Below are 26,461 nucleotides of genomic sequence, written 5' to 3' on the forward strand. Positions count from 1 at the left end.
TTTTGGCACGCTGTTGAGTTCTCAAGGAACGGACGCTTCCTTCGTACTCACCCGAGAGACTCTCTCAGGCTTTCCTCCGGGCGCTTCCCTTCGGTGTCTCCAACTCTACCAGTCATTTTCCGTCCCCCTGACCACCGTCTCGCAGGCATACGGAAGATGATCAAAAGCTAGGATCTGAACAAGTTGGATGCTGCTCGGTTAAGCGCGCTCGCTGGCGTCGCTCACCCTTAAGCAGGAGTACGACTGTACACGGGCCCGCGGAGCGCGTGCAAATCGATTAGGCTAGTGGTCTAGACCACGGATCGGGATCACTCGTGCGGAACCGGTACTTCATATGACATACCCTGCTGCACAGTGCGCCGTCCGGGACTAGCAGTGACGGCCCGTATACATCTCCACCCCTGGGAGGCTTCCCATGACCACCGTGACGTCCCCGTTGGCAGGACGCGCCATCGGACTGGCAGCAGTGCCCGATCCGGTCTTCTCCGGGGCCATGGTCGGCCCCGGCACGGCCATCGACCCGGTGCGCGAGCCCTCCGAGGCCGTGTCACCCGTGGACGGAGTCATCGTCTCCCTCCACCCGCACGCATTCGTGGTGGTCGACGCCGAGGGACACGGCGTGCTCACTCATCTCGGTATCGACACCGTGCAGCTGAACGGCGAGGGCTTCGAACTGCTCGTGAACAAGGGCGACACGGTGACCCGCGGACAGGGCATCGTGCGGTGGGATCCCGTCGCGGTCGAAGAGGCCGGCAAGTCCCCGGTGTGTCCGGTCGTGGCCCTGGAAGCCACCGCCGACGCCCTCGGTGATCTCCGCGAGGACGGCGACGTGAAGACTGGCGACGTTCTCTTTTCCTGGCGCTGAGCCGAGGCCGTCGCATCGATGACGGCACATGGGACAACCACCGCGGCGGCGGGACCCGCCGCACTACCGGAGACGGGTGAGATGGAAACAACGCTGCGAGGCGTCGGCGTGAGCCACGGTGTGGCGATCGGCGAGGTTCGGCACATGGGAACGGCGGTCCTCGAACCGCCCGCCAAGCAGATCCCGGCCGAGGAGGCGGAGCGCGAACAGGGGCGCGCCCGTCAGGCCGTGGATGCTGTGGCCGCCGATCTGATGGCGCGCGGCAATCTGGCGGGGGGCGAGGCCCAGGCGGTGCTCGAAGCCCAGGCCATGATGGCCCAGGACCCGGAACTGATGGCGGATGTGGAGCGGCGTATCGCCGTCGGCAGTACGGCCGAGCGTGCCGTGTACGACGCGTTCGCCGCGTACCGCGAACTGTTGGCGAACGCCGGGGAGTACCTCGCCGGTCGCGTGGCCGACCTCGACGACGTGCGGAACCGTATCGTCGCCCGTCTGCTGGGGGTCCCGATGCCGGGTGTCCCGGACAGCGACGAGCCGTACGTACTGGTGGCGCGAGATCTCGCGCCGGCCGACACCGCGCTGCTGGATCCGACGTTGGTCCTCGGGTTCGTGACCGAGGAAGGCGGGCCGACCAGCCACAGCGCGATTCTGGCGCGGGCGCTGGGCGTGCCGGCCGTCGTGGCGCTGCCGGGTGCCGGTGAGCTTGCCGAGGGGACGGTCATCGCCGTCGACGGGAGCACCGGCGAGATCTTCGTGGACCCGACCGAGGACAAGAAGGCACAGCTCGAAGCGTCGGCGGCGGAGCGGAAGGCGGCGCTGTCCGCCTCGACGGGACCGGGCGCCACCGCGGACGGACACAAGGTGCCGCTGCTGGCGAACGTCGGCGGCCCGGCCGATGTGCCGGCCGCCGTCGAGGCAGGTGCTGAGGGTGTCGGCCTGTTCCGTACCGAGTTCCTCTTCCTCGACGACAGCAAGAAGGCTCCGTCGGAGGAGAAGCAGGTCGCGGCGTACCGGCAGGTGCTGGAGGCGTTTCCCGAGGGGCGCGTCGTGGTGCGGGTGCTGGATGCCGGCGCCGACAAGCCGCTGGACTTCCTGACTCCGGCGGACGAGCCGAATCCGGCGCTGGGCGTGCGGGGTCTGCGGACGCTCCTCGACCACCCCGATGTGCTGCGCACGCAGCTGTCGGCGCTGGCGAAGGCTGCCGAAGGCCTGCCGGTCCACCTCGAGGTGATGGCCCCGATGGTCGCGGACCGTGCCGATGCCAAGGCCTTCGCCGACGCGTGCCGGGCGGCCGGGCTGCGGGCGAAGTTCGGCGCGATGGTGGAGATTCCGTCGGCCGCTCTGCGGGCGCGCTCGATTCTGCAGGAGGTCGAGTTCCTGTCCCTGGGGACGAACGACCTCGCGCAGTACACCTTTGCCGCGGACCGTCAGGTGGGTGCGGTGTCGCGGCTCCAGGATCCGTGGCAGCCCGCGCTGCTCGACCTGGTCGCGCTGTCCGCCGAGGCGGCCAGGGCGGAGGGCGGCAGTTGTGGGGTCTGTGGTGAGGCCGCGGCCGATCCGCTGCTCGCCTGCGTGCTGACGGGTCTGGGCGTCACCTCCCTGTCGATGGGATCGGCGTCGATTCCGTACGTGCGGGCGACGCTCGCGAAGTACACGCTGGCGCAGTGTGAGCGGGCGGCGGCGGCCGCCCGTGCGACCGACAGCGCCGAGGATGCGCGCGAGGCCGTGCGGGCGGTGCTGTCCGGCGAGTAGTCGGCGGTGCCGGCTTCGGCCGGTGAGGAGGGGCGCTCCGCGTGTGTCGCGGAGCGCCCCTCCTGCGTGTCAGTGGTGGTGGCCCGGGGCCGGCCCGTGTTGTCCGTCCTCGCTGAGGTCCGGCGGCGCGCAGTAGTCGACGTCGGACTCGGGTGCGATGAGGTCGCCGGATTCGACGTCGGTGCAGTAGGCGTCGAAGACCTCACCGGCGGTCAGCGGTTCCAGTCCCTCGCCGCGCAGTCGCCAGCCGTACACGCGGTCGGGGCTGCCGGTGGAGCTGGTGCGCATGACCAGCCCGCCGGGGCTGCGGGTGGCGACGCCGAGAGCGAGGACGGTCGTGAATTCGAGGGCCTCGGCCTCGTCGAGCGGGGTGGTGCCGTCGGTTGCCTCGTCCGCGTGGAGGACGGCGACCAGGGTCTCGGGTGTGCCGGTGACACTGCACACGAGGTGGCGGTCGCCGGGCGGTGCCGTGTCGAGGATGCGGGCGAGCAGGTCGGAGGCCTGGCTGAAGGCCGCGCGGCCGATGTCCTCGCCGCAGGTCGCGCATGCTCCGAGGCGGGCCAGGAGAGTGGCCGCGTATTCCCAGGTCGCTTGCCGGACCGCTTCCTCGACCAGCGCGGGTACCAGATCGGCCAGCGGCTGGCCCTCGTACGGGAGGGTGGGGCCGGTGGTGGCGAGTTCGGCCGTGAAGCGTGTGCGGTGGGCGGGGTCGTCGGGGTCGAGGCCCTTCGCCGCGCAGAAGTCGGCGTACTCCTGGGGGTCGAAGAGGGCGACGGTGGTGTGGGTGCCCTGGAGGGCGCGCGTTTTGAGGAGTTCCTCGACCTGTCGGAGATAGGTGGTGTGGTCGTCGAAGGTGAAGGTGCGATAGCGCCGCATGGCCCGGAAGTCGTGTTCGTCGGTGAGCAGGCCGATGGTGCCGGCGATCTCGCGGCGCAGGACGCGTCGCATGGTCCAGTGGTCGGTGTGTGCCGCCATGGCTCCCCCTGTGTGTGCGCAGTCGATCAATGCTCACTCACAGTAACCGTCGGCACTGACAATGGGCCCTGAGCTGCGGTTTCGGTGTGGTCAGGCTCGTTTGCGGGCGAGGTCCTGGTAGAAGTGCAGGAGGTCGAGGTTGTCGATGGAGCCCGGGTTGACCGCTTTTTCCAGGGGGGTGCCCTGGAGGAGGCGCTTGACGGGGACCTCGATGCGTTTCCCGGTGAGGGTGTGCGGCACTCCGGGGACCTCGATGACCTCGTCGGGGACGTGACGTGGCGAGAGTTCCTCGCGGATGGTCCGCTTGATGCGGTCGAGGAGCGCCTGGTCGAGGACGGCTCCCGGTGCCAGGTGGACGAAGAGGGGCATCCAGTAGCCGCCGTCGGGCTGTTCGATGCCGATGACGAGGGATTCCTTGATCTCGGGCAGCCGCTCCACGGCTTCGTAGATGTCGGCCGAGCCCATGCGGACGCCCTGCCGGTTGAGTGTGGAGTCGGATCGGCCGTGGATGACGACGGTGCCTCGCGAGGTGAGGGTAATCCAGTCGCCGTGACGCCATGCGCCGGGGTAGGTGTCGAAGTAGCTGTCGTGGTAGCGGCTGCCGTCGGGGTCGTTCCAGAAGTACACCGGCATCGACGGCATGGGGTTGGTGACGACGAGTTCGCCGACCTCGTCGACGACGGGCCGGCCGCTCGGGTCCCAGGCCTGCAGGTCGGTGCCGAGGCAGGGGGCCTGGAGTTCGCCGGTGTACACGGGCAGGGTGGGGACGGCTCCCGCGAAGCAGGAGCAGACGTCCGTTCCGCCGCTGACGGAGGCGATCCACAGGTCGTCGTGGACTTCCTCGTGGAGCCAGCGGAAGCCGTCGGGCGGCAGCGGCGAGCCGGTGGTGGCTACGCAGCGGACCTTGGAGAGGTCGAAGTCGCGGGCCGGGTGCACGTCGGCCTTGCGGCAGGCCATCACGTAGGCCGCCGACGTTCCGTAGAGGGTGGCGCCGGTGCGTTCGGCGATGCGCCACTGGGCTCCGGTGTCGGGGTGGCCGGGGCTGCCGTCGTAGAGGACGACCGTCGTTCCGGTGAGGAGGCCGGAGACGAGGAAGTTCCACATCATCCAGCCGGTCGAGGTGTACCAGAAGAAGCGGTCCCCGGAACCCAGGTCGCAGTGCAGACCGAGTTGCTTGAGGTGTTCGACGAGGATGCCGCCCTGGGACTGGACGATGGCCTTGGGCAGACCGGTCGTGCCGGAGGAGTAGAGCACCCACAGGGGGTGGTCGAACGGAACCTGTTCGAAGGTGGGTTCCTGGTCGACGGCGGTCAGGGCCGACCAGTCCAGGGCCCCCTCGGGGGTCTCGGTGCCGAGGAGGGGGATGTGGACGACGGCACGCAGGCTGGGCAGTTCGCGGCGGAGTTCGGCGACGGCGTCGCGGCGGTCGTGTTCCTTGCCGCCGTAGCGGTAACCGTCGACGGTGAAGAGGACGACCGGCTCGACCTGCTGGAAGCGGTCGAGGACGCTGCGGGCGCCGAAGTCGGGGGCGCAGGAGGTCCAGACGCCGCCAACGGCAGCCGTGGCGAGGAGGGCGACGACGGCCTGGGGGATGTTCGGGACGTAGGCGCTGACGCGGTCTCCGGGGCGGACGCCGAGACGGCGCAGTTCGGCGGCGAGGGAGCCGACCTGGCGGCTCAGTTCCGCCCAGGTCACGGGTCGGGGTTCGTGGGTCTCGTCGACGTACAGGAGGGCTGGTTCGTCCGGGCGGCCGGCGGCGGCGCGCAGCGCATGCTCGGCGTAGTTCAGGGTGGCGCCGGGGAACCATTGGGCGCCGGGCATGGCGCGGTCGCCCAGGACACGCGTGAAGGGGGTCGAGAAGCGTACGTCGAACCACTCCGTGACGGCCTTCCAGAACGTTTCCAGTTCGTCGACGGACCAGCGGTGCAGCGCCGGGTAGCCGCCGTCGGACGGGGCTCCGTGGCGTTCGGCGGCCCAGGTCTGGAATCTGGTGACCTGGGCCTCGGCGGTGCGCTGCGGATCGGGCCGCCAGAGCGGCTCTGGGTTCACGGTCGACATGGGGCGGCTCCCGGACTGTGCGCGTCGTGTGCGTCGCTCGCGCACGTGCTGGGGTGTGCGCGTGACGCGGCTGACACGGACGATGCCATGTGATCGACTTCCACACCAGGGTGTGTCCCACACAGTCCGTGTCGTGAAGATGTGAGTCCAGCACAGGTGAACGGCAGTTGAACGACACGCGCGCGTGGTGCCGTCAGTGACAGGGTGAGCGACATGGACGGTCGTGACCTGGTGCGTTCGATGAAGATGGTCGGTTCCGCGGGGACCGCACGGGGGTTGCGCACCGTGCGGGCGGCATGGCGCCGGCGGCGTGCCGACGCCCTGGCGCTGCCCGCGCGGGGCGTCGAGCGCGCGCGGGTGCCGGGGGTGGTGCGGGACGTGGAGCCGGGGCCCGGCGGCGGGACGATGCGGTTCAGCCGCTCCGAGCTGACGATCCGGGTGGCGGTGAACGGTGCCGTCTTCTGGGGTTGGGACGGGGCCGGGCCGGAGCCGTCGTACGCACTGGCCGGACGCTGCCCCGAGGCCGATCCGCGGGCGGTGCTGGAACCGGACAAGGACGGCGGCTGGCGGGTGGTGGCGGAACGGGTGACCGTCGTGGTCTCGCGGCACGGGGCCATCGAGGTGCGGACGCCGGGTGGTGTGGCGTTGCGACGGGATCTGCCACCACGGTGGTGGGAACCGGCGGACGGGGGTCCGGGGCGGTGGATGCAGCGGTCGGAGGTGCCGGCGGACGCCCGCTTCTTCGGGCTGGGCGGTCGGGCGGCCGGGCCTCGTCTGCGTGCCGGGACCTACCGGCTGTGGAACACCGATCCGGGGCGTGCGTTCGATTGGGGCGACGATCCGCTGTGCCTGACGATGCCGGTGCAACTGGTGGTGGCCGACGCGGCCACGCATCTGGCGTTCCACGACACGTCCTGGGACGGCTCGGTGAGGTTGCGGGAGGGCGAGGAGGGGGCCGGCTCCGGACACGACCGGCCCGGGATGTCCGAGCTGCGGATGGACGGCGGCCCACTGCGCTGCTGGGTGGTGGTGGGAACCCCCGCGCGCGTGCTACTCGCCTGGGCCTCGCTCACCGGCGCGCCGGCGGTGCCGCCCGCCTGGGCGCTCGGGCACCATCACGCGCGGGGCTTCGGCGACGAGCAGGAGCTGCGGAGTGTCGTGGCCGGCTACCAGGAGCGCGGCCTGCCGCTCGACGTGGTCCATCTCGGCGTCGGTTCCTTGGACGACGGTCAGGTGTTCGCCGTCGACCAGGAGCGTTTCCCGAAGCCGGCGGTGCTCGCCGAGGAGCTGCGGCGGGGCGGGGTCCGCCTGGTGTCGGTCGTCGAGCCTGCCGTGCGGGCCGTGCCGGGCGACGCGGTCCACGACAGCGGGGGCACCGCGGACGCGTTCGTGCGGGACGCCTCGGGGCGGATCGTGGAGGGCGTGGCGCGGGCCGGCGATTCGGTGTACCCGGACTTCACGCACGCGCGTGTGCGGCGCTGGTGGGGTGGGCTGTACGCGGAGGGGGTCGCGCAGGGCTTCTCGGGTTTCTGGCACGACTTGGACGAGCCCACGTCGTTCACCGCCTTCGGGGAGGCGACGCTCCCCAGGTCGGCGCGACACGCTCTGGAAGGCCGGGGCGGCGATCACCGCGAGGCGCACAACGTGTACGGGTTGTGCATGGCGCAGGCGGGCTACGAGGGGCTGCGGGAGCTGCTTCCCGAGGAGCGCCCGTTCGTGTTCTCGCGCTCCGGCTGGGCGGGGCTCCAGCGCTACGGCGGTACCTGGTCCGGTGACGTCGCCGCGGGCTGGCCGGGGCTGCGGGCGTCGCTGTCGCTGGTGCTGGGGCTCGGGCTGTGCGGGGTGCCGTGCTCGGGGCCGGACGTCGGCGGGTTCGACGGCGGCCCGTCTCCGGAGTTGTATCTGCGGTGGTTGCAGCTGGGTTCCCACCTGCCGTTGTTCCGCACGCGTGCGGCCCCCCGGGCGGGGCTCGGGGAGCCGTGGGAGTTCGGTCCCGAGGTGCTGGAGTACGCGCGCGTGGCGCTCGTCGAGCGTCGGCGGCTGCTGCCGTACTTCGTGACGCTGGCGCATCTGGCCCGGCGGACGGGGGCTCCCTATGTGCGGCCGCTGTGGTGGGGTGCCCCGGAGGACCGGGCGTTGCGCGACTGCGAGGACGCCTTCCTGCTCGGTGACTGCCTGCTGGTGGCGCCGGTGCTGGACCCGGGCGCGGACCGGCGGGCCGTGCAGTTGCCGCGGGGCCTCTGGTACGACACGGCGACGGGGAAGCGGTACGCGGGGCCGGGGCAGGTCCTCGTCGACGCGCCCCTGGGGCGGATACCGGTGCTCGCGCGCGCGGGTGCGGTCGTGCCCGTGCGCGGAGAGGACGGCGGGCTGGAACTGGAGGTGTGGGCGCCGGCCCCGGGAGGGACGGGGGGCGGGCTGGTGGTGCGGGACGCCGGCGACGGCTGGGACGAGCCCGAGATCGAGCGGTACGTCGCCCGCTGGGGCGTCGACCGAGAGGTCGTCGTGGAGCGGGAGGGTGAGGACGGTGTGCGTGAGCCGTCCCACCCCGTGCGCGTACGCGGGCTCGGCCGGCCGGCTCAGATGTAGCGGCCCTCGAAGAACGCCCGCACGGCGATCGTGTGCAGCGGGAAGGCCAGCTCCTCCGGCCTGTGCAGGAGGTGCCAGCCTTCCGTCTCGTCGGTGGCGGCGGAGGTCGGCAGCCGGTCCGCGGGGCGTTCCGGCAGGAGCCCGAACAGCAGGAGGTGGCCGTCGGGCGAGCTCATCGCGTCGGCGAGGCGTACGTCGCGGCTTGCGGCGTCGATGCCCGTCTCCTCGTTGAGTTCCCGGACGACGGCCTGCTTCCAGTCCTCCTGGTGATCGACGTAGCCGCCGGGCAGGGCGATGCCTCCGCGGGCGGGGGCGATGGTTCGGGTGATGACGACGAGGGCGGTGCCCTTCGTGTCGTACACGGGCTGGAGCGCGATCGCGACCGGCAGGGGGTTGCGGTAGGCGACGGCGGCGCAGGCCGGGCAGGTGCGGGGCCAGCCGGTGACGCCCTCTCCATAGGGCGCTCCGCAGCCCGAACAGTGCGAGTCGGGAACGGAGTTGGAAGTGAAGTGCTGAGTTTCGGACACGCGCGGACTGTATCCGATCATCGGTGGGCGTCGTGCGCGGGTGACTCAGGGGCCCTGGTGAGGGACCTGGCGGAGACGGGGAAGTCGAAGTAGGTCTCCGGGTGGGGTTCGGGCTTGAAGGTGTAGTGCCACCACTCCTCGGCGAGGTTGACGAAGCCCTGCTCCTCGAGCGTGCTCTTCAGGAGCAGTCGGTTGGCTCGCTGTTCGCCCTGGACGCGCGGGTCGAGGGTGTGGCTGAGGGTGTCGAAGCAGTCGAAACCGGTGCCCATGTCGACGGAGTTGTCCGGGAAACGGTCGCGCTGTGGTGCGAAGCAGGGTACGAGAGGTTCACCGGGCACGTACGGTCGGGTCGGTCGGGTCGGTCGGGTCGGCAGCCTGACGAGTGTGACGTCCAGGGTCGAACCGCGGCTGTGACCGGATTTCTCGGCGATGTAACCGTCCTCGAAGAGGCGGGTCTTGTCGACGTTCGGGTAGAACTCCCCCTTCATGACCTGGTCGTCGAGGTCCTGGGCCCAGCGGACGAAGTGGTTCACGGCGCGCTGGGGGCGGTAGCAGTCGTAGACCTTGAGCGTGTAGCCCTGACGCAGGAGCTTCGTCTGGGCCCTGTGCAGGGCTTGGGCGGCCGGCCGGGTGAGGATGCACAGCGGCCGGCGATAGCCGTCGATGCGTTCGCCGACGAAGTTGTGCGCGGTGACGTAGCGCATGTCCTGGAGGATCGTCCGGTCCACGGTCCGCAGAGCGACGAAGTCCGCCGGGGCTGCGGGGGCGGTGTCCGCGCGGGCCGTGGCGGACGCGGTGGTCAGTGCCAGCAGGGCGGCGAGCGTGGTGACGGCACCGCGTACGGCGCTGGGAAGTCGTGTCATGCTCCCTGCGTCTATCAGGTCCCGGTCCCGCGCGGGAAGACGATCGTACGCGGTCCGTCCGTGGGAATCGGACCGTCCTGCCCGTTCCGGGACGGGCAGCACTCCTGCTGGAAGGGGACGAGGGCCGGCCGGAGCCCGCCACACGCGTGTGGCCCGTCCGGTGCCGCGGCCCGTACCCCGGTCGGTGGGGGCACGGGCCGTGCGCACGTCTCAGGTGGTGACGGTCCGGCGGCGGTCGGCGTCGTGGTCCATGGCGTGCTGGACGACACCGACCAGTATGTCCTTCACCGAGCCACGGTCGCGGGCGTCGCACAACAGCACCGGTACGGCGTCGTCGAGGTCGAGGGCGCGGCGTACGTCTTCCACGGGGTACCGGGCCGCGCCCTCGAAGCAGTTGACGCCGATGAGGAAGGGGATGGAGCGGCGCTCGAAGTAGTCGACGGCGGCGAAGCAGTCCTCCAGGCGGCGGGTGTCGGCCAGCACGACGGCGCCGAGCGCGCCCTCGGAGAGCTCGTCCCACATGAACCAGAACCGTTCCTGGCCGGGCGTGCCGAACAGGTACAGCACCAGGTCCTCGCGCAGGGTGATGCGCCCGAAGTCCATGGCGACCGTGGTGGTGTGCTTGCGCTCGACGCCCGTGGTGTCGTCGACCGGCCGGCCCGCCTCGGTGAGGAACTCCTCGGTGCGCAGCGGCCTGATCTCGCTGACGGCTCCGACGAGGGTGGTCTTGCCCACGCCGAAGCCGCCTGCCACCAGGATCTTGAGCGTGACAGGCTCCACCGGGGGCTTGCCGCGCTCAGAACGCCCGAAGATCATCGGTTACTTCTCCTGCTCGATGGGGGGGTCGTGGGCGGCGGACCGTAGCCTCCGCCGCCGGGGGTCTCGATGACGAGCACGTCGCCGGGGCCGACGTCCACGGAGTCGCTGCCGCCGAGTTCGGCGACGGTGCCGTCCGCGCGTTCCACGCGGTTGACGCCCAGTGCTCCGGGGGCGCCGCCCGCCATGCCGTAGGGCGGGACCCTGCGGTGCTGGGAGAGGGTGGAGACGGTCATCGGTTCCAGGAACCGGATGCGGCGTACGGCGCCGTCACCGCCGCGCCATTCTCCCGCACCGCCGCTCCCCTGCCGGACGGCGAACTCGTCGAGCCGTACGGGAAGCCGCCACTCCAGGACCTCGGGATCGGTCAGGCGGGAGTTGGTCATGTGCGTCTGGACGACGCTCGCACCGGGAAAACCGTCGCCCGCGCCGGATCCGGAGGCGACGGTCTCGTAGTACTGGTGGCGGGCGTTGCCGAAGGTGACGTTGTTCATCGTGCCGGAGCCTTCGGCCTGGACGCCGAGGGCGGCGTAGAGGGCGCCGGTGATCGCCTGGGAGGTCTCGACGTTGCCCGCGACCACGGCGGCGGGGGGTTCGGGGGCCAGCAGGGAGCCGCGCGGCACGATGATCCTGAGGGGGCGCAGACAGCCGTCGTTGAGGGGGATGTCGTCCGCGACCAGGGTGCGGAAGACGTACAGGACGGCCGCGTTGACGACGGCGTACGGGGCGTTGACGTTGCTCGCCTGTTGGGCCGACGTGCCCGTGAAGTCGATGGTCGCCGAGCGGTTCTCGCGGTCCACGCGCACGCGTACCCGGATGAAGGCGCCGGCGTCGGTCTCGTAGGCGTACTCGCCGTCGTCGAGGGCGTCGATGACGCGGCGCACGGCCTCCTCGGCGTTGTCCTGGACGTGCCGCATGTACGCCTGTACGACGTCGAGCCCGAAGTTCTCGATCATGCGGGCGACTTCGTCGACGCCTTTCCGGTTGGCGGCGATCTGCGCGCGCAGGTCGGCGAGGTTGGTCGCGGGGTTGCGGGAGGGATAGCGGGCCTCGGTGAGCAGGCGGAGGGTTTCCCTCTCCCGGAGGCGGCCGTTCTCCGCGAGCAGCCAGTTGTCGAAGAGGACGCCTTCTTCGTCGATGGTGCGGCTGTCGGCCGGCATGGAGCCCGGGGCGATGCCACCGATCTCGGCGTGGTGGCCGCGGGAGGCGACGTAGAAGAGGATCCGCGGGTCGTTCCCCGTGTCGCGGTCACTTCCGGTGTCGCGGTCACTCTCCGTGCCGCGGTCGCCTCTCGCGTCGAAGACCGGCGTGATCACGGTGACGTCGGGCAGGTGGGTGCCGCCGTGGTAGGGGTCGTTGACGGCGTAGGTGTCGCCGGGGCGCATGGCGGGGCCGCGACGGCTGATGACCTCCTTGACGCTGGTTCCCATCGATCCCAGGTGGACGGGGATGTGGGGGGCGTTGGCCACCAGGTTTCCGTCGGGGTCGAAGAGCGCGCAGGAGAAGTCGAGGCGTTCCTTGATGTTGACGGACTGGGCCGTCGACTCCAGCCGGGCGCCCATCTGTTCGGCGATGGACATGAACAGGTTGTTGAACACCTCGAGGAGGACGGGGTCCGCTTCCGTGTCCGCATCGGAACTCTGCGTGATCGCCGTGCGTTCCAAGAGCAGATGCCCGTCGTGCGTGGTCGCGGCCCGCCAGCCGTCGTCCACGACGGTCGTCGCGCTGGTCTCGGTGATGATCGCCGGTCCGGTGACGGTCTGGCCGGGAGGCAGGTCCTCGCGGCGGTGGAGAGGTACGTCGCGCCAGGTGCCGCCGGTGTGGAGGCGGACGGTGCGGGGTGGTGCGGTGCGGCCTTCGTACGGGGCGAGGGCCGAGAGATCGGGGGGTTCGGTGATGCCGGTGCATTCCACGGAGAGTGCTTCCACGACGACCGGGCGGTCGAGCACGAAGGAGTACGTGGCGCGATGACGTTCTTCGAAGGCGGCCCGCATGGTGGCGGGGTCGGTCAGTTCGACGGTGAGGGTGGTGTCGGTGCCGTCGTAGCGCAGCTGGGCGTGGCGGGTGACCCGGATGCGGTCGTCGGGGACGTGTTCGGCCCGGAGTTCGGCGCGGACCGCCGCCTCCAGGTCATCGGCCGTCCTGAGGATCCGCGGCAGGGAGGCGGGCTCCAGCGACGCCTCCACGGACTGTTCGCGCATGGCCGTGGTGTCGGCGAGGCCGATGCCGAGCGCGGACAGGACACCGGCCATGGGTGGCACGAGCACGGTGCGGATGCCGAGGGAGTCGGCGACCATGCAGGCGTGCTGACCGCCCGCGCCGCCGAAGGTGGTGAGGGCGTAGCGAGTGACGTCGTGGCCCTTCTGGACGGAGATCCGCTTCACCGCGTTGGCGATGTTGGCGACGGCGATCTGGAGGAACCCCTCGGCGACCTGCTCGGGTGTGCGGCCGTCGCCGACCGTCTCGCGGATCTCGCGCGCGAGTGCGGTGAAGCGGTCACGGACGAGTGCGTCGTCGAGAGGCTGGTCGCCTTCGGGGCCGAACACCTGCGGGAAGTGGGCGGGTTGGATGCGGCCGAGCATCACATTGGCGTCGGTGACGGCGAGGGGGCCGCCGCCGCGGTAGGAGGCGGGGCCGGGGGCCGCGCCGGCCGAGTCCGGCCCCACGCGGTAGCGGGAACCGTCGAAGTGGAGGACGGAGCCGCCGCCGGCGGCGACGGTGTGGATGTCCAGCATGGGCGCGCACAGGCGGACGCCCGCGAGCTGCGTGGTGAAGACGCGTTCGTACGCGCCCGCGAAGTGGGAGACGTCGGTGGAGGTGCCGCCCATGTCGAAGCCGATGACGCGGTCGAAGCCGGCGAGCTGGGACATGCGGGCCATACCCACGATGCCCCCTGCGGGCCCGGACAGGACGGCGTCCTTGCCGCGGAACCGCCTCGCCTCGGCCAGGCCTCCGTTGGACTGCATGAACATCAGGCGCACACCGCGCAGTTCGTCGGCGACGTGCCGGACGTAGCGGTGCAGCACCGGCGAGAGGTAGGCGTCCACCACAGCCGTGTCCCCGCGCGGGACGAGCTTCATGAGGGGGCTGACCTCGCTGGACAGCGAGATCTGCGGGAATCCGATGCGGGCGGCGAGTCGTCCTACGGCCTGCTCGTGGGCGGGATGGCGGTGACTGTGCATGCAGACCACGGCGACCGCACGGACGCCGTCGTCGTAGGCCTGCCGCAGCGGTCCGGCGAGGGCGTCCAGGTCCGGGACACGCAGGACGGTGCCGTCGGCCGCGATGCGCTCGTCGACCTCGACGACCCGTTCGTAGAGGAGTTCCGGCAGGTCGATGCGGCGGGCGAAGATGTGGGGGCGGTTCTGGTAGGCGATGCGCAAGGCGTCGCGGAAGCCGCGGGTGACGACGAGGAGGGTGCGTTCGCCCGTCCGCTCCAGGAGGGCGTTGGTGGCGACGGTGGTGCCCATGCGCACCACCTCGACGGGCTCGCACGCGTCGCCGAGCAGGGCGCGGACGCCGGCGACGGCCGCGTCGGCGTACCGCGCCGGGTTGTCGGACAGCAGCTTGCGGGTGAGCAGGCGGCCGTCCGGGCGGCGCGCGACGACGTCCGTGAAGGTGCCGCCCCGGTCCACCCAGAACTGCCAGCCTGCCACGTCCTCACCTCGCTTCCGTGCTGCTCACAGCGCTCGGAGGCCGTTGATCACGTCGCGCAGAATACTCTCGTCCGGCAGTTCGGCCGGGGGTACGGGCCGGTTCACATGGACGAATTCCGCGTCCACGAGATCCCCGACGAGGACGCGCACCACCCCGACGGGCAGGTCGAGTCCGGCGGCGAGTTCGGCGACCGACTGGGGGGCGTCCCGGCACAGGTCCACGATGTCGACGTGTTCCGGGGACAGCGCGAGGTCCGCGTCCGGGTCATCGGCCTGGGGTTCGGCCACGACGACCGCGATCAGGTCGAGACGGTGCTGGACCGCACTGGTGGTGCGGCCGCGCGTCATGGCGTACGGACGGACGACCGGTCCGGCCTCGTCGTCGAACCAGTGGCTGCTTCCCTGTCCGTCTGTCCTCATACCGTCCCACTACCCGCCGGCGGGCAGATCGGTGCGCGGGGCGGTACCCAGATGTACGCCGACCCGCTTCACCAGCAGCGTCATCTCGTACGCCACGAGTCCGACGTCCGAGTCGGCGTCCGCGAGGACGGCGAGGCAGCTGCCGTCGCCCGCGGCGGTGACGAACAGGAAGGCCTCGTCGAGTTCCACGACGGTCTGGCGGACGCTGCCGGCCTCGAAGTGGCGCCCGACGCCCTTGGCGAGGCTGTGGAATCCGGAGGCCACAGCGGCCAGGTGTTCGCTGTCCTCCCGGCTCAGGTCCTTGGAGGCTCCCGTCGCAAGGCCGTCGCCGGAGAGGACGACGGCCTTGCGGATGCTGCCGACGCGGTCGACGAGGTCGTCGAGGAGCCAGTTCAGTCCGCCGTTATCGGTCGTGGTGTGGCCGGTCGCCTTCGGTGCGGTCATCGACCGTCCCCCTTTGTCGTTCGTTGTGGTGCTGTACCGCTGTGGGCATCGTCGTCCGCGGCGTTCTCCGCGCGGCCGCGCTGCCAGCCTCGCTGGAGCGAGGCCATGCGGCTGCGGACCTCGTCCGCGTCACGGTCGGCGGGGTCCGAGCGGTCCTGGGCGGGCTGCTCGGGGCCCTGCCGCAGCTGTGGGGCCAGGTTGGCCTGCCGTACGCGCCGGGGCAGGGCACCCGTACCGGAGCCGGTGTCATGAGCCGTGTCGCCAGGAGGTTCGGTGAGGCCCTCGGGACTGCCCGGCACCGGTTCCTCGGCCTGGTGGGGCGGCTTGCGCGTGAGGTCGGCCGTCTCGTCCGGACCGGCGGGCCTTCGGCTGCGGCTCGGCAGGGCGGGTGGCTGCGGCGGCCGGCCGGCACTGTCGCCGGAGCGTTCGGCGGCGCCGGTGCTCCGCGGTATCTGCGGCGTCGCGCCGCGACGGCGGGAGGGCAGCGGGGCCGGTCCGTCCTGCTCCGGCCGCCCTCCGGTCGGCCGCGACGGGGGTTCTTCGCCCGTGCCCGTCTCCGCACCCGCGCGTCGGGGCCGCTGATCGGTGACCGGACGGCCGTGCGAGCTGACCAGCTTCGGGGTTCTCCGGCTCGGCAGGGGCACGGGGGCGGCCGGATCGCCCGTCGCGGGACGGTCCGGGTCGCTCCGGCCGTCGGCCGGCCGACGGCGCTGCTCGACGGCTCCGGGCAGCGGGCCGTCCGGTGTGCGGGTGAGGGAGCGGCCGGTACGGAACAGGCCGCCCCGCTCGCCGCTGTCGTCGTCCAGGGGGACCGGGAAGCCGCCGAAGGCGTCCAGGTCGACCGGAGCCTCCAGTTCGACCGGGCCGTCCAGCAGCGCGGGCGTGCCGGGGAGCTGCACCGGCGTCTGGGCCAGCGCGGACCTGCGGCTCCTCGCCGGCTCCGTCTCCTTCCCCGGCCGGGGGCGGTCGAGCCGGAAGCCGATGCCGTTGGTGTCGGGGACGTCGTCGGTGAGCAGGGCGTCGGGGATGAAGACGACGGCGGTCGTGCCGCCGTACGGGGAGGGCTGCAGGGAGACGCGGACGTTCTGACGCTGGGCGAGCCTGCTGACCACGAAGAGGCCCAGCCGGTCGGTGTCGGACAGTTCGAACTCCGGCGTCTCGGCGAGCCGGAGGTTGGCGTCCAGGAGCGCCTCGGGCGCCATGCCGAGGCCGCGGTCGTGGATCTCCAGTGTGAAGCCGTTGGCGACCCGGTCGCCGAGGACCTGGACGGCGGTGTGCGGCGGGGAGAACACGGTGGCGTTCTCCAGGAGCTCGGCCACGAGATGTGTGAGGTCGGCGACGGCGGGGCCGGTGACGGCGACACGGGGGAGGCGGCGGACCTCGATGCGTTCGTAGTCCTCGACCTCGGCGACGGCGGCGCGCACGATGTCCATCAGTTGGATGGGCTTGCGCCACTGCCTCGAGGGGGCGGCGCCGGAGAGGATCACCAGGCCCTCGGCGTGCCGTCGCATGCGGGTGGTGAGGTGGTCGAGGCGGAAGAGGTCGGCGAGTTCCTCGGTGTCCTCGGTGCGGCGTTCCATGGTGTCGAGCAGGGTGAGCTGCTTGTGCAGCAGGACCTGGCTTCGGCGGGCGAGGTTGACGAAGACCTCGGAGACGCCGGAGCGCAGCTCGGCCTGTTTGACGGCGGCCTCGACCGCGGCGCGCTGAAGGGTGTTGAGAGCCTGGCCGACCTCACCGATCTCGTTCTTGTCGTACTCGAGCCGCGGGGCTTCCGTCTCGACGTCGATCTGTTCGCCCGCGGAGAGGCGGCGCATGACGCCGGGCAGCCGTACGCCGGACGCCTCGTGCGCCTCCAGGCGCAGTTGACGCAGGTCACGGATGAGTCCGCGGCCGATGCGCACGGACAGGACGAGGGAGACGAGCAGGGCGATGAGGCCGAAGACTCCGGCGACGACCGCCTTGACGATCACCTCGACGGCCACGGGGCGGACGCGGTCCTGGTAGCGGTCGTTCGCCTGCTCGTCGAGGGTGCCGAGTTCGTCGAGGACGTTCGCGGCCGCGGTGTCCCAGGTCTTGGCGGTGACCCCGCGGGGCATCTCGCCGGGCTCGGTGGACGCGACCGCCTGTTCCGCCGTGCGCACGGGGGCGGTGGTGGCGTTCTTCCAGAAGCGCTCGTAGCGTTCGCGCTCCGCGACGGGCAGTTGGGCGAGGCTGATGTCATAGACGACGTTGCGCTGGGCCTCGAGGTCGGAGACGTCACGGATCTCGTCCCGGGTGACCCGGCCCACGACCAGGGCGGAGCCGAGCAGGGCGTCCTCCCGGGAGAGCAGCTCACGGGCCCGGGCGACGCTGACGAGGGCCCGGTACTGCTTGTCCATCTCCACGCTGTCGACGACGTCGAGCTTGGCCAGCAGCGTGTAACAGGGGTCGATCAGACGGTTGTAGAGGTCCAGCGCCTGGGCGCGGGTCACGGTCCCCTCTTCGACACCGCGGCGCAGGACGTCGACCCCGTCGAAGGCGTCGAGGACCGCCGTCAGCCCCTCGCCGTCGTCCTCGTCCAGTACCTCGCGTACGTCGGAGTCCTTGGCGTTCGCGCGGATCTCCGCGAGCGCCTCGTCGGTGGCGGTACGGGTACGGCGCAGGGCGGACAACGCGTCGGAGGCGCGGGGGTCGGCGAGGTAGACCAGGGTCTGGCGGCGTTCCTGCTGGACGATCCGGACGGTGTCCTCGATGGGGTAGCCGACCTTCTCCACGAGGTTCGACACCGTGAACAGGCGGTTCGCCTCGCGGCCCGTGAGCACCGTGGCGAAGCCCCACAGGGCGGTCAGGGACACCAGCGGCACGAGCAGCAGCGCCACGATCTTCCGGCGGATCGACTTCCCGCGAAAGCGCATGGACTCCCCCAGCTCGAACCCCCACCGGCAGGGGGTACGCATGTGCGTCAACAAACGGCGCGAGCCTACTACCGACGCGCCGTTAACTCGAAGACACGTCCGGAATCAGAACGTCCGCATAGGCGCCGCAGCAGGGTGAGTTGTCCGTTCATTGCGGGAGATTGCCTCCCGGAACCAATGCCTTCGAGCGGGACAGGATCCGACCCGCACCGTGGCGGAGTTGGCCAGAATTTTTCGCAGTTCGGGAATCTTCGGGGCGTGTTGCGCGTCCTACTCATTGGGAATTGGGGACGGAATCGGCCACAGGAGCCGCATGCCGCACCCGGGCGGCGTAAAAGAGCGCAAGCCGGGCAGCCAATGGGGAGCCGGTTCTTGGAGCCGGGGGCAAGCGGTCTGCCGGCGGTGGGGAGTGACACGTTGATGGGCACGGCGGAGCGGCGCGAGGCGCCCGAGGACGGTACGGCGGCGCGCGGTACGGCGTTGCGGAACCCCGAGGCACCGGATCGTGACGTTCCGGTCCAGGGGCGCAGGGTGACGGAGCGAAGCGGCCCTCCGGTGACCGCGGCGGCCGTCGCTGACGCGGCCGACGACGGCCGTGACTCGGGGGCGGCCCGGGGCGGTGGCACGCCCCGTGCGGAGCGCGAGCAGCCGCAGTACCGGCCGTTGTGGGTGGAAGAGCCCGCACGTCGGCGTCGGCTTCCCGACCCGGTTCGCAGGTCGGCGGTGCGGGCGGTGCTGCTCATCGCCGTGACTCTGCTCCAGGCCATGGTCGCCTTCCTGTGCACGCTGGCCGGATCCTGGCTGGCGTTCCCCATGGTCATCAGCAGCGTGGTCAGCATCGTGGTGGCCACCTGGGGCGCGCTGGACGTCTGGGTGACCCGCCAGGTGTGGAACCAGCGCAACGGCGTCGTGTCGACGCCGAGCAGCACCGCGCGGGCACTGCGCCGTGAGCGTCGCCGGGCGCGCCGACAGGAGCGGGTCGCCGGGCGCGCGCAGGCGCGGATACGTCGCCGGAGCGGCGCCGGACGGCTGTCCCACTCCTGACACCTGCGACCGGTCGCTCGGGACGCCCCTGACGCCCCGAGACCGGTCTCACCGGACGCGTCACTCAGCAGGCCGCTCCGGCTCGCAGCCGGGTCGGCCGCGTCCGCCGCCGTATCACGCAGGTCACGGCGTCACCTGTCCTGCCTCTCGGACGGCGCCCGCCATGGCGGCGGTTTCCCGCCGCCGCGTTACGGGGCGGTCGGTGCCGGGCGCTTGAACATCCTCGTCGCCGTGATCTCGCTGTGCCCCGCCTCGCCGGAGGACGTTTGCGGCAGTCCGGGACGGAGGTGTTCCTCCACGCTGATGTACTTCAGGCCGGCCCGGAGGTCGGCGTCGTTGCGCAGGCGGATGACCAGGGGGAACTCCGCGAGCGCCGTCGTGTCGAACAGGCCGGTGGTGTAGAGGAGCTGTACACCGAGGGCGTCCGAGACCGCGCGCTGGAGCTCCAGCAGATAGGTCGCGTTGGCACGGCCGATGGGGTTGTCGAGGAAGAGCGTGCCGGCGTGCCGGTGTCTGTCGCGGCCCCGGTCGTTGCTCCTGAGGGCCGCCATCGTGCAGTACAGGGCGATGGCGGCGGTGAGCAGCTGGCCACCGGAGAAGACGTCGCCCATCTGGCCGACGGGCACCCGCTCGGCGCGCAGTACGGCGTCCGGCTTGAGGATCTCGACGGCGACGCCCTTGGGCTCGAGCGCCGCCCCGACGCCCCGCAGCAGCAGGGACATGCCGTCGCGCCGCAGGTCGGAGTTCTTCTTGACGGCGGCGCGGGTGGCCTCGTCGACGACCTCACCGAGCCGCTCCGTGAGAGTGGCCTGGTCGGGTTCCTCGAAGCGGATGCGCAGGAACTCCTGCCCGGACCACTCGCCGAGTCCTTCGGGCAGCCGGGACAGCCGCTGGGCGGACCGCAGTGTGGCCAGTGCCGACTCCACGAGGCCGCGCAGCCGGTCCACGATCGAGTCACGGTTGCGCTCCAGCTGCTCCAACTCGTCCGTGAGGACGCGGAGCCTGGGTGCGAAGGCGTCCGCCCACTTCTGGGCGTGCTCGGGCAGCGCTGCGGCGGGCAGTTCGCGGATCTGCTGCCGGGCAGGGGTGCGCACCTGTTCGTAGCGGGTGGAGTTGGCGTGCCGGACGAGGATGTCGCTCGCCTCACGGACCGCGGCCTCGGCGGCGGACAGGTCGGCGGCACAGCCACGCAGGGACCGGCGGGCCTCGGACGCGGACTGGCGGGCCTCCTCCAGGGTGCCCGGGTAGGGATCCGGCGTCTCTTGTTCCTCCTCGGAGGTGTGCTCGCGCAGCAGGTCGCGGAGCATGGCGGCGATCTCGTCGAAGCCGCCGGCCGCGTCCTCGGCGGCACGGTGGGCGTCCAGCAGTTCGGCGTGCGCCTCCCGTGCCTGGGTCAACGCCTCGGCGCGGGAGGCCAGTTCGGCGGTGGCGGTGCGCAGCAGCGCCTGTGCGTGCTCGGCGTCGCGCGGCGCGAGCTCCTCGGGCAGCCGGGTATGGGCGTCGCCGTCCTCGGGCGCGTGCCGTTCGGCCTCGCCGCGCAGCCGGCCGAGCTGCTCGCTCGCGCTGGACACGCGGGTCTCCAGGAGCTGGACCAGCTCCTCCGCGCGCGCGGCGGCCGCCTGCCGGGACGGCCCGTCGGAGCCGTCGGGTGACTGGAGCAACTGCTCCGCGCGGGTGCGGACCTTGTTGCTCAGCCGGTCCAGCTCGGCCAGGGCGGCGCTCTCGTCGCTCTCCGCGCGGGCCTGCTCGGCTCGCAGGTCGGCACCGACGCCCACCTTCTCGTACACCTGGGAGGCGGCCCGATAGGCCTCGCGCAGGGCGGGCAGGGACGCCTTGGGCGCGTCCGGCTCGCCCTCCGGTACGTCGTCGGGGGCGCCGGCGATCTCGGAGCGCTCGGCGCGCAGCGCACGCGCGGTGCGGCGGGAGTCGTCGGCGGCGCGCTGGGCGGCGCGGCGGTCCTCGTCGGCAGCGCGGGCGCGCTCCAGGCAGGACTGGGCGCGGGCCTCGGACTCCGCGGCCTCGTCGGCGAGTTCACGCAGCTTGACCTGCCAGCCGGCGCGTTCGCGCAGCCGGAAGGCGAGGCCGGCGAGGGCGTCGGCGGCGCGCCGGGCCTTCTGGGCGGTCTCCTGCCGCTCGTCGCGCAGTTGCGCGGCTTCGGCGGCCGCCTCGTCGGCCTCCGCGCGCACGGTCCGTGCCTCGGCCAGCTCGGCCTCGGTCTCCTCGGCGAAGGCGTGTGCCTCCTCGGCGGTCCGCGCCAGTTCGGTGAGCCGCCCGGCGGGGCAGCCGGTGCGCCAGGAGGCGAGCCGGGCCGCCAGTTCGCGGTCCTTGCCGAGCCGCGCCGCGAGCCGGCGGATGTCCTCGTCCCGCTCCGTGGCCCGCGTGCGCAGCGTCTGCCGTTCCTCGTCGGCGGCGTGTTCGTCGTGCATGGCCGGGTTCGGCGGTACGAGGAAGACGTCACGGGTGTCGGCGTCGGGCGCCGGGGTGGGGGCGAGGAGGGCGGCGGCGGTGCCGACGGCCACGGCGGACCGGGGCAGCAGCGCGGCCTCGCTGAGCGCCTCGCGCGCGCGTGCGTGCGAGTCCGGGTCGGTGATGATCACGCCGTCGACCAGTTCCGGCCGGGCGGCGAGGACGCGCGCGTGGTCGACGGGGTCGACGGCCTGGGCGAGGTAGCGCCAGCCGGGCAGGGCGGGGATGCCGTGCTCGCCGAGGAACTCGACCGTCGCGAGCACGTCCGGGCCGGGCGGCAGGAGTCCGCCGTCGCCGAGTGCGCCGAGGATGCGGGAGTCGTCGGCGGCGGCGGTCCGCAGCTCGAACAGCTGCCGCTCGGCGGAGGAGACGGTGTCGTCGAGGAGTCCGCGCAATTCCTCGGCGTAGCGGTCGAGGTCCTCGGGCGTGAGCCCGGTGCTCTCGGCCTCGCCCTCCTGGCGCGGCTGCGGGATGATCCGCGCGGGCGCGCCGCCGGTCAGGCCGAGCAGTTCGGCCAGCCGTTCCTCGCTCGCGAGGCCCTCGGCGAGCCGGCGCTCGGCCTCGTACGACCGTCGCGCGGCCGTCGCCGCGTCTGTGGCCCGGGCCGCGGTCAGCTCGGCGCGGGACTCGGCCGAGGCGGCCTCGCGGGCGTGCTCGGCGGCTGCCCGCGAGGCCTCGCGGGCGGTGTCCCAGGCGGCCACGGCGCTCTTCTCGGCGTCGCTGGCGGCGAGGGCGGCGCGCGCGGGGTCGGCATCGGGCGCGCTGTCGTCCAGCCAGCCGGCGCGGACCGCTTCGGCGGTCTCCTGCTCGACCTCGGTGAGGCGCTGGCGCAGGTGGCCGGCCTCGCTGCGGGCGCGCTGCGCCTCGGTGGCGGCGGAGGTGGCATCCCGGTGGGCGGCCTCGCCGACGTCCTGGAGCGCCGCGGAGCGTTCCTCCTCCTCGTTGGCGAGGGTCTCGGCGTTCGCGGCGGCGGCGTGCAGAGCGCGGACGAGGTCGGCGGCGGCCTTGGCGCGGGCGGCCAGCGCCGGGGCGGCGTCCCGTTCGGCCTCCTGGATGGCGGCGGACACGCGCGCGACCCGGTCGGCGGCGGCGCGCTGGCGCAGGGAGACCTCGGCGGCCTGCCAGGCGGCGTGCAGGGTGCGCGCCTCGGCGAGTTCCCGCTTCTGCGCGGCGGCGGACTTCTCCGCGGCGGCGAGCGCCAAGGAAGCGTGCCGGAAGGCGAGTTCGGCGGCGATCAGCGCGCTGCGCTCGCGGGCGCCCTCGGAGTGCGTGACGGCGTAGGCGGCGGCGGTGACCCGCTGTGCCAGGTCCGCGGCGCGGGTGCGCTCCCGCAGGCCACGGGCGGTGAGCCGGCGCGCGAGGGTGCGGGTGCGGCGCTCGGCACCGGCGTGGACGTCACGCGCGCGTGCCCGCGCGTCCGCGGCCTCGACGATGCGCCCGAGCAGGTCCACCGAGCCTGCGGTGAAGTCGCGTTCGGCGATCAGTTCGGCGCGCCGGCCCAGCTTGTTGCCGAAGCCGCCGACGAGGTCGGCGAGGCCGTCGGTGTCCCGTGTGTCCGTCACGGCGCGCAGCAGCAGGTCGGTGAAGTCGGAGTCCTTCTTGACCGCGAAGAGGCCGGCGGCCTCGCCCTCGTCGGCGTTCATCTCCCTCTGGTAGCGGAAGAGTTCGGGGTCGAGGCCGAGCTCGCCGAGGTGCTCGACCCACCGGTCGTGGATCTCCTCCCAGTGCACCTCCAGATGCGGGTACGCCTTGCCCGCGTCGGTGAGCGCGTCCCGGAAGCCCTTCATGGTGCGCCGGCGGCCCTGCGCCCCCGACTGGCCCTCGACGGAAGGCCGTACGGCGGTGGACTCGGCGACGGGAAGGTTGTCGAGGGTGAGGCCGGGGCCGGGGCGGAAGGAGTACCAGGCCTCGGCGAACTTCCGCGGGTCGTTGGACACCTGGCGGCCGCGCCACTCGCTGACCTTGCCGACGACCACGCACTCGCCGGTCAGCACGTGCTGCCACTCCAGTGCGACATGACCGCAGTCGTCGGCGAGCAGGAACTTGCGCAGAACGCCGGAGCTGGCACCGCCGAGGGTGTTGCGGTGACCCGGCAGCATCACCGAGAAGATCAGCTTGAGCAGGACGGACTTGCCGCCGCCGTTCTCCAGGAAGAGCACGCCCGCCGGCGCGGGCCGGCGCGGCGGGCCGACGGGCTCGTCCTCGAAGAACTCCGCCTGCGTGGGTGCGGGATCGGGCACGACGTCGCCCACGCCTCGCAGGTCAAGCACGGTGTCGGCATAGCGCGCACCGGCGGGCCCGATCGAGTAGAGGCGGACCCGGGACAGCTCGTACATGGCGGACTCTCGTAAGTCTTCGGAAGGTGCGGTGGATCGGTGCTTCGGGGAACTGCCCGGGCTTCGGGCTCCGTGGAGTTCGCGGAGTCCCCGGAAGCCGCGGGAGGTGCCGGCAAGCCGCTAGCGGCTCGGGCGGCTTCAGGAGTGGAACGGCAGCCCCGCGTCGGCGACGAGCTCCAGGTCGTCGGACTCCTCGGGGGGCAGCAGGGTCGGTGTGCCGTCGGTGACCGGGACGATGCCCAGTTCCAGCAGCTCCGCCATGGCCGCGTTCCCCGCCATGTCGCGGACCTGGAGCTGGTAGCGGGCGGTGGTCCGGTACGTGCCGCCGTTGTCGTCGCCGGTGCGCTGGAGGAACCCGGAGTCGGTGAGGAACACGACGGCCTTGCCGACGATACCGGTCGTCGAACCGGCGAGCCGGCGGGCGTCCTTGGTGGCACCGGCGGCGCTGCGTCTGGCCCAGATGCGCCAGGCGGCCTCCAGGCCCGGGGCGTCGGTCGCGGGGTCGGTGTTCTCGCCCTGCTGTTCCGCCCGCTCCTCCAGCCGTCGGCAGGCCTGGCGCACGAAGGCGTCGACGCCGTTGACGCTGACCCGGCCGATGTAGCCGTCGTCGGCCAGGTCCTCGGGCCGGGGGAACGCCATCGCGGCGACGGCGAGGTGGGCCAGACCGTGCAGGAACCGGTCCCCGGAGTCGGCGGACGTACGCCGTGCGTAGTCGCCCATACGGACGGCGAACACCGAGTCCTCGGCGGCGGTGACGGCCATTCCCGCGCGCGGGGACACCTCCAGCACGATCAGTCCCAGCCCGGTGGCCACGGCGTCCGCGAGCCGCGCGAACGGCGGGTCCTCGCGGTAGCGCCGCAGCAGGTCGGCGTACTCCTGGTCGCGCGCGGGCTGGAGTCTGGGCTGGAGCCCGAAGGCGACGAGCCGCGCCGCGTCGGCGGCGTCGGCGGGAGTGACGACGGCGGAGACCGGCGGGGCGGCCTCGGGCTCACTCCGGTCGACGTGCTCGGTCACGGTTTCGGCTCCTTGCTGCGGGGGTGCGCGTTGCTGCGGGGGTGCTCGTTCTTGCGGGGGTCCTGCGGGGACGCTCGCTCTTATGCTTCGGCGGCCGGTTCGTGTTGTTCCGCTTCCGGATCCGGCTCGTGCTGCTTCGCTCGGCTTCGCTTCGCTTCGGGTACCGCCTCATGCCGCTTCCGTCCGGTCCGCGGCCATCCCCGCCGCGTCCAGCAGCGCCGTGCCCACGATCAGGTCGGCCCCGCCGAACTCCGGATCGTCCAGTTCGGTCCCGTCGTCGACGGCGAACAACAGCTTCTGCTCGCCCTGCCGATAGGCCGTGCCGACCGCCGGGCTGGCCGCGTGGACCGCCAGCAGGGCCACCAGGTAGGGCAGTTCGGGATCTCGCTCGCGTGCTTGCGCGAGGAGGCCCGACAGCCGCCGCGGCGCGTCGGCGGGCAGGTCCAGCAGTTCCATCGCGGCGGCCAGCTGTTCCTCGCTGAACCGGCTGTCGTCGGGTGTCGCGATGAGGTCCGGCTCCGGCATCTCGGCGCCGAGGTGCTCCCGCTCCACCGGTGGCGTCAGCAGCAGGTCAACGAGATCACCCACCCGGACGGACACCGGTGTCCGCAGTCCCGTCCCGCTCGCGAAGAACGCGTCGGTGACCCGGACCGCCTTCTCCAGCGGCAACGGCAGTACGGGCGCGACGAGATGACCGTAGAGGTCTGTCCCCGACGTCGTCATGGGGGTGGCGAAGGCCTGCCGGTCCTGCTCGGCGCGGAACAGCGGTCCGGCCTCCAGCAGCCGGGACTGCAGTTGGGTGTGGCGGCGGATGCAGTCCTTGACGATGTCGACGAGTTCGGCGGCCCGGCGCTTGTTCTCCGCGTCCTCGATCTCGTCGCGGGCCTTGCGGATGTTGGTGAGGATCGCGTTCTCGTGGCGGTAGCGGTCGGCCACGTGGTCGAGGGCCTCGGCGATCATGTCGGGCACGGCGTTGAGCCAGTCCACCGCGCGGACGTTGCGCCGGGTCGCCTCCAGGGCCCGGCGCAGCGTTTCCGAGTACTGCACGGTCCGGTAGCGGGCCTGTTCGGCGGCGAGCTGGGCGTCGGCCAGGCGGCCGCGGCGGACGAGGACCTCGAGCTTGACCTCGGCGGCGATCTGCGCGCTGGTGACGTCGGTGTCGAGGGCGCCCACCAGGACGTTGACCGCCTCGTCCGTGGTGCGGAGGTAGACCGTGCCGCCGTGGCCGGGGACCTCCTCGAGGAGCTTGAAGTCGTAGTCGCGGCGGACGTAGGTGCCGTCCGGCGTGAAGGTGCCGTACACGGCGCGGAAGCCGCGGTCGACGCTGCCGACGTTGATCAGGTTCTCCAGGACCCAGCGGGCGACGCGCTCGTGTTCCTCGGCCGGTCTCCGGGGGGCCTGCGCGGCGATGCGCGGGATCAGGCGGGCGACTATCTGGTCGTGGTCGGCGCCGGTGTCGAAGTCCATGTTCAGGGTGACCAGGTCGATCGCGGAGAGGGCGATCTCCGCCATGCCGTAGACCGAGTACTCGCCGGCGAGGTTGGCCTTGCGTGCGTCGAGGTCGTGGATCGGCGCGGTGCAGGCGAGCGCGCGCAGCCGCCGCGCCAGTCCCTCGTCGGCGGCCGGGCCCGGCGCCGGGCGCGGCCCCGCGCTGAGCTGGGGCGGAACACGGTCCGTCGATGCAGGCGAAGTCACGGTGCACAGACTAGGTCCTCGGTCTGACATCGACCCAAACAGCGCAG

The 26,461-nt window shown here is 72.1% G+C and carries 15 protein-coding genes and 1 pseudogene; 4 read left to right on the forward strand and 12 right to left on the reverse strand.

Annotated features, from left to right (window positions below; translation table 11 throughout):
* Positions 1–415 precede the first annotated feature (415 nt).
* A complete protein-coding gene (locus ACH4N1_RS15810) occupies positions 416–865 on the forward strand; it encodes a PTS glucose transporter subunit IIA (protein ID WP_398097556.1) in 450 nt (149 codons plus the stop codon).
* Positions 866–946: 81 nt separating this feature from the next.
* Positions 947–2,617, forward strand: a complete 1,671-nt coding sequence (ptsP, locus tag ACH4N1_RS15815; protein WP_398097557.1) for a phosphoenolpyruvate--protein phosphotransferase — start codon at positions 947–949, stop codon at positions 2,615–2,617.
* A 69-nt stretch (positions 2,618–2,686) separates the two neighbouring features.
* Here ptsP and ACH4N1_RS15820 read toward each other — a convergent pair whose 3' ends face one another.
* Together ACH4N1_RS15820 and ACH4N1_RS15825 are read right to left on the reverse strand one after the other, a co-directional pair.
* Complete coding sequence (locus ACH4N1_RS15820) at positions 2,687–3,592, reverse strand: hypothetical protein (RefSeq protein ID WP_398097559.1); 906 nt, start codon at positions 3,590–3,592, stop codon at positions 2,687–2,689.
* A 90-nt stretch (positions 3,593–3,682) separates the two neighbouring features.
* The gene (locus tag ACH4N1_RS15825; RefSeq protein ID WP_398097561.1) at positions 3,683–5,650 is read right to left on the reverse strand and encodes an acetoacetate--CoA ligase; all 1,968 of its coding nucleotides are present in this window, start codon (positions 5,648–5,650) and stop codon (positions 3,683–3,685) included.
* 213 nt (positions 5,651–5,863) lie between these two features.
* On the opposite strand from ACH4N1_RS15825, the gene ACH4N1_RS15830 reads away from it, so the two are divergent.
* The gene (locus ACH4N1_RS15830) at positions 5,864–8,239 is read left to right on the forward strand and encodes a glycoside hydrolase family 31 protein (RefSeq protein ID WP_398097563.1); all 2,376 of its coding nucleotides are present in this window, start codon (positions 5,864–5,866) and stop codon (positions 8,237–8,239) included.
* Here the strand turns inward: ACH4N1_RS15830 and ACH4N1_RS15835 are convergent.
* From ACH4N1_RS15835 to ACH4N1_RS15865, 7 genes and pseudogenes are all read right to left on the reverse strand, one after another.
* Complete coding sequence (locus tag ACH4N1_RS15835) at positions 8,230–8,766, reverse strand: NUDIX domain-containing protein (protein WP_398097565.1); 537 nt, start codon at positions 8,764–8,766, stop codon at positions 8,230–8,232. The genes ACH4N1_RS15830 and ACH4N1_RS15835 overlap by 10 nt on opposite strands.
* 17 nt (positions 8,767–8,783) lie before the next feature.
* Positions 8,784–9,629 (reverse strand): M15 family metallopeptidase, encoded by an 846-nt coding sequence (locus ACH4N1_RS15840; RefSeq protein ID WP_398097567.1) that lies wholly within the window; start codon positions 9,627–9,629, stop codon positions 8,784–8,786.
* Between the two features lie 210 nt (positions 9,630–9,839).
* Positions 9,840–10,445, reverse strand: coding sequence for a GTP-binding protein (locus ACH4N1_RS15845; protein ID WP_398097568.1), 606 nt, complete (start codon positions 10,443–10,445; stop codon positions 9,840–9,842).
* A pseudogene (locus tag ACH4N1_RS15850) lies at positions 10,426–14,101 on the reverse strand (hydantoinase B/oxoprolinase family protein). The gene ACH4N1_RS15845 and the pseudogene ACH4N1_RS15850 overlap by 20 nt, the downstream one beginning before the upstream one ends.
* A 24-nt stretch (positions 14,102–14,125) precedes the next feature.
* The gene (locus ACH4N1_RS15855) at positions 14,126–14,521 is read right to left on the reverse strand and encodes a DUF742 domain-containing protein (protein ID WP_366061561.1); all 396 of its coding nucleotides are present in this window, start codon (positions 14,519–14,521) and stop codon (positions 14,126–14,128) included.
* Positions 14,522–14,530: 9 nt separating this feature from the next.
* The gene (locus ACH4N1_RS15860; RefSeq protein ID WP_398097570.1) at positions 14,531–14,965 is read right to left on the reverse strand and encodes a roadblock/LC7 domain-containing protein; all 435 of its coding nucleotides are present in this window, start codon (positions 14,963–14,965) and stop codon (positions 14,531–14,533) included.
* Positions 14,962–17,859 carry a nitrate- and nitrite sensing domain-containing protein gene (locus ACH4N1_RS15865; RefSeq protein WP_398097928.1) on the reverse strand — a complete coding sequence of 966 codons (2,898 nt, stop codon included), beginning with the start codon at positions 17,857–17,859 and terminating at the stop codon, positions 14,962–14,964. Before ACH4N1_RS15865 ends, ACH4N1_RS15860 begins: the two co-directional genes overlap by 4 nt.
* Before the next feature lie 420 nt (positions 17,860–18,279).
* On the opposite strand from ACH4N1_RS15865, the gene ACH4N1_RS15870 reads away from it, so the two are divergent.
* Complete coding sequence (locus tag ACH4N1_RS15870; protein ID WP_398097572.1) at positions 18,280–18,903, forward strand: hypothetical protein; 624 nt, start codon at positions 18,280–18,282, stop codon at positions 18,901–18,903.
* A 188-nt stretch (positions 18,904–19,091) separates the two neighbouring features.
* Here ACH4N1_RS15870 and ACH4N1_RS15875 read toward each other — a convergent pair whose 3' ends face one another.
* From ACH4N1_RS15875 to ACH4N1_RS15885, 3 genes are all read right to left on the reverse strand, one after another.
* On the reverse strand, positions 19,092–23,705 hold the full coding sequence (locus ACH4N1_RS15875; protein ID WP_398097573.1) for a hypothetical protein: 4,614 nt from the start codon (positions 23,703–23,705) through the stop codon (positions 19,092–19,094).
* Positions 23,706–23,843: 138 nt separating this feature from the next.
* Positions 23,844–24,719: a hypothetical protein gene (locus ACH4N1_RS15880; RefSeq protein ID WP_398097575.1), complete on the reverse strand. Its 876-nt coding sequence runs from the start codon at positions 24,717–24,719 to the stop codon at positions 23,844–23,846.
* A 168-nt stretch (positions 24,720–24,887) separates the two neighbouring features.
* Entirely contained in the window at positions 24,888–26,414 is a 1,527-nt protein-coding gene (locus ACH4N1_RS15885; RefSeq protein WP_398097576.1) for a hypothetical protein, read from the reverse strand.
* Positions 26,415–26,461 lie beyond the last annotated feature (47 nt).

Source organism: Streptomyces sp. NPDC017202, assembly GCF_044331705.1.
Taxonomy (GTDB): domain Bacteria; phylum Actinomycetota; class Actinomycetes; order Streptomycetales; family Streptomycetaceae; genus Streptomyces.

Excerpts from the sequence above, each read along its gene's own strand:
- ptsP (WP_398097557.1), top strand. The coding sequence starts at position 947 with ATGGAAACAACGCTGCGAGGCGTCGGCGTGAGCCACGGTGTGGCGATC.
- ACH4N1_RS15845 (WP_398097568.1), bottom strand. The coding sequence starts at position 10,445 with ATGATCTTCGGGCGTTCTGAGCGCGGCAAGCCCCCGGTGGAGCCTGTC.
- ACH4N1_RS15865 (WP_398097928.1), bottom strand. The coding sequence starts at position 17,859 with ATGCGCTTTCGCGGGAAGTCGATCCGCCGGAAGATCGTGGCGCTGCTG.
- ACH4N1_RS15830 (WP_398097563.1), top strand. The coding sequence starts at position 5,864 with ATGGACGGTCGTGACCTGGTGCGTTCGATGAAGATGGTCGGTTCCGCG.
- ACH4N1_RS15860 (WP_398097570.1), bottom strand. The coding sequence starts at position 14,965 with ATGACCGCACCGAAGGCGACCGGCCACACCACGACCGATAACGGCGGA.
- ACH4N1_RS15840 (WP_398097567.1), bottom strand. The coding sequence starts at position 9,629 with ATGACACGACTTCCCAGCGCCGTACGCGGTGCCGTCACCACGCTCGCC.
- ACH4N1_RS15870 (WP_398097572.1), top strand. The coding sequence starts at position 18,280 with ATGGGCACGGCGGAGCGGCGCGAGGCGCCCGAGGACGGTACGGCGGCG.
- ACH4N1_RS15820 (WP_398097559.1), bottom strand. The coding sequence starts at position 3,592 with ATGGCGGCACACACCGACCACTGGACCATGCGACGCGTCCTGCGCCGC.
- ACH4N1_RS15810 (WP_398097556.1), top strand. The coding sequence starts at position 416 with ATGACCACCGTGACGTCCCCGTTGGCAGGACGCGCCATCGGACTGGCA.
- ACH4N1_RS15855 (WP_366061561.1), bottom strand. The coding sequence starts at position 14,521 with ATGAGGACAGACGGACAGGGAAGCAGCCACTGGTTCGACGACGAGGCC.
- ACH4N1_RS15875 (WP_398097573.1), bottom strand. The coding sequence starts at position 23,705 with ATGTACGAGCTGTCCCGGGTCCGCCTCTACTCGATCGGGCCCGCCGGT.
- ACH4N1_RS15825 (WP_398097561.1), bottom strand. The coding sequence starts at position 5,650 with ATGTCGACCGTGAACCCAGAGCCGCTCTGGCGGCCCGATCCGCAGCGC.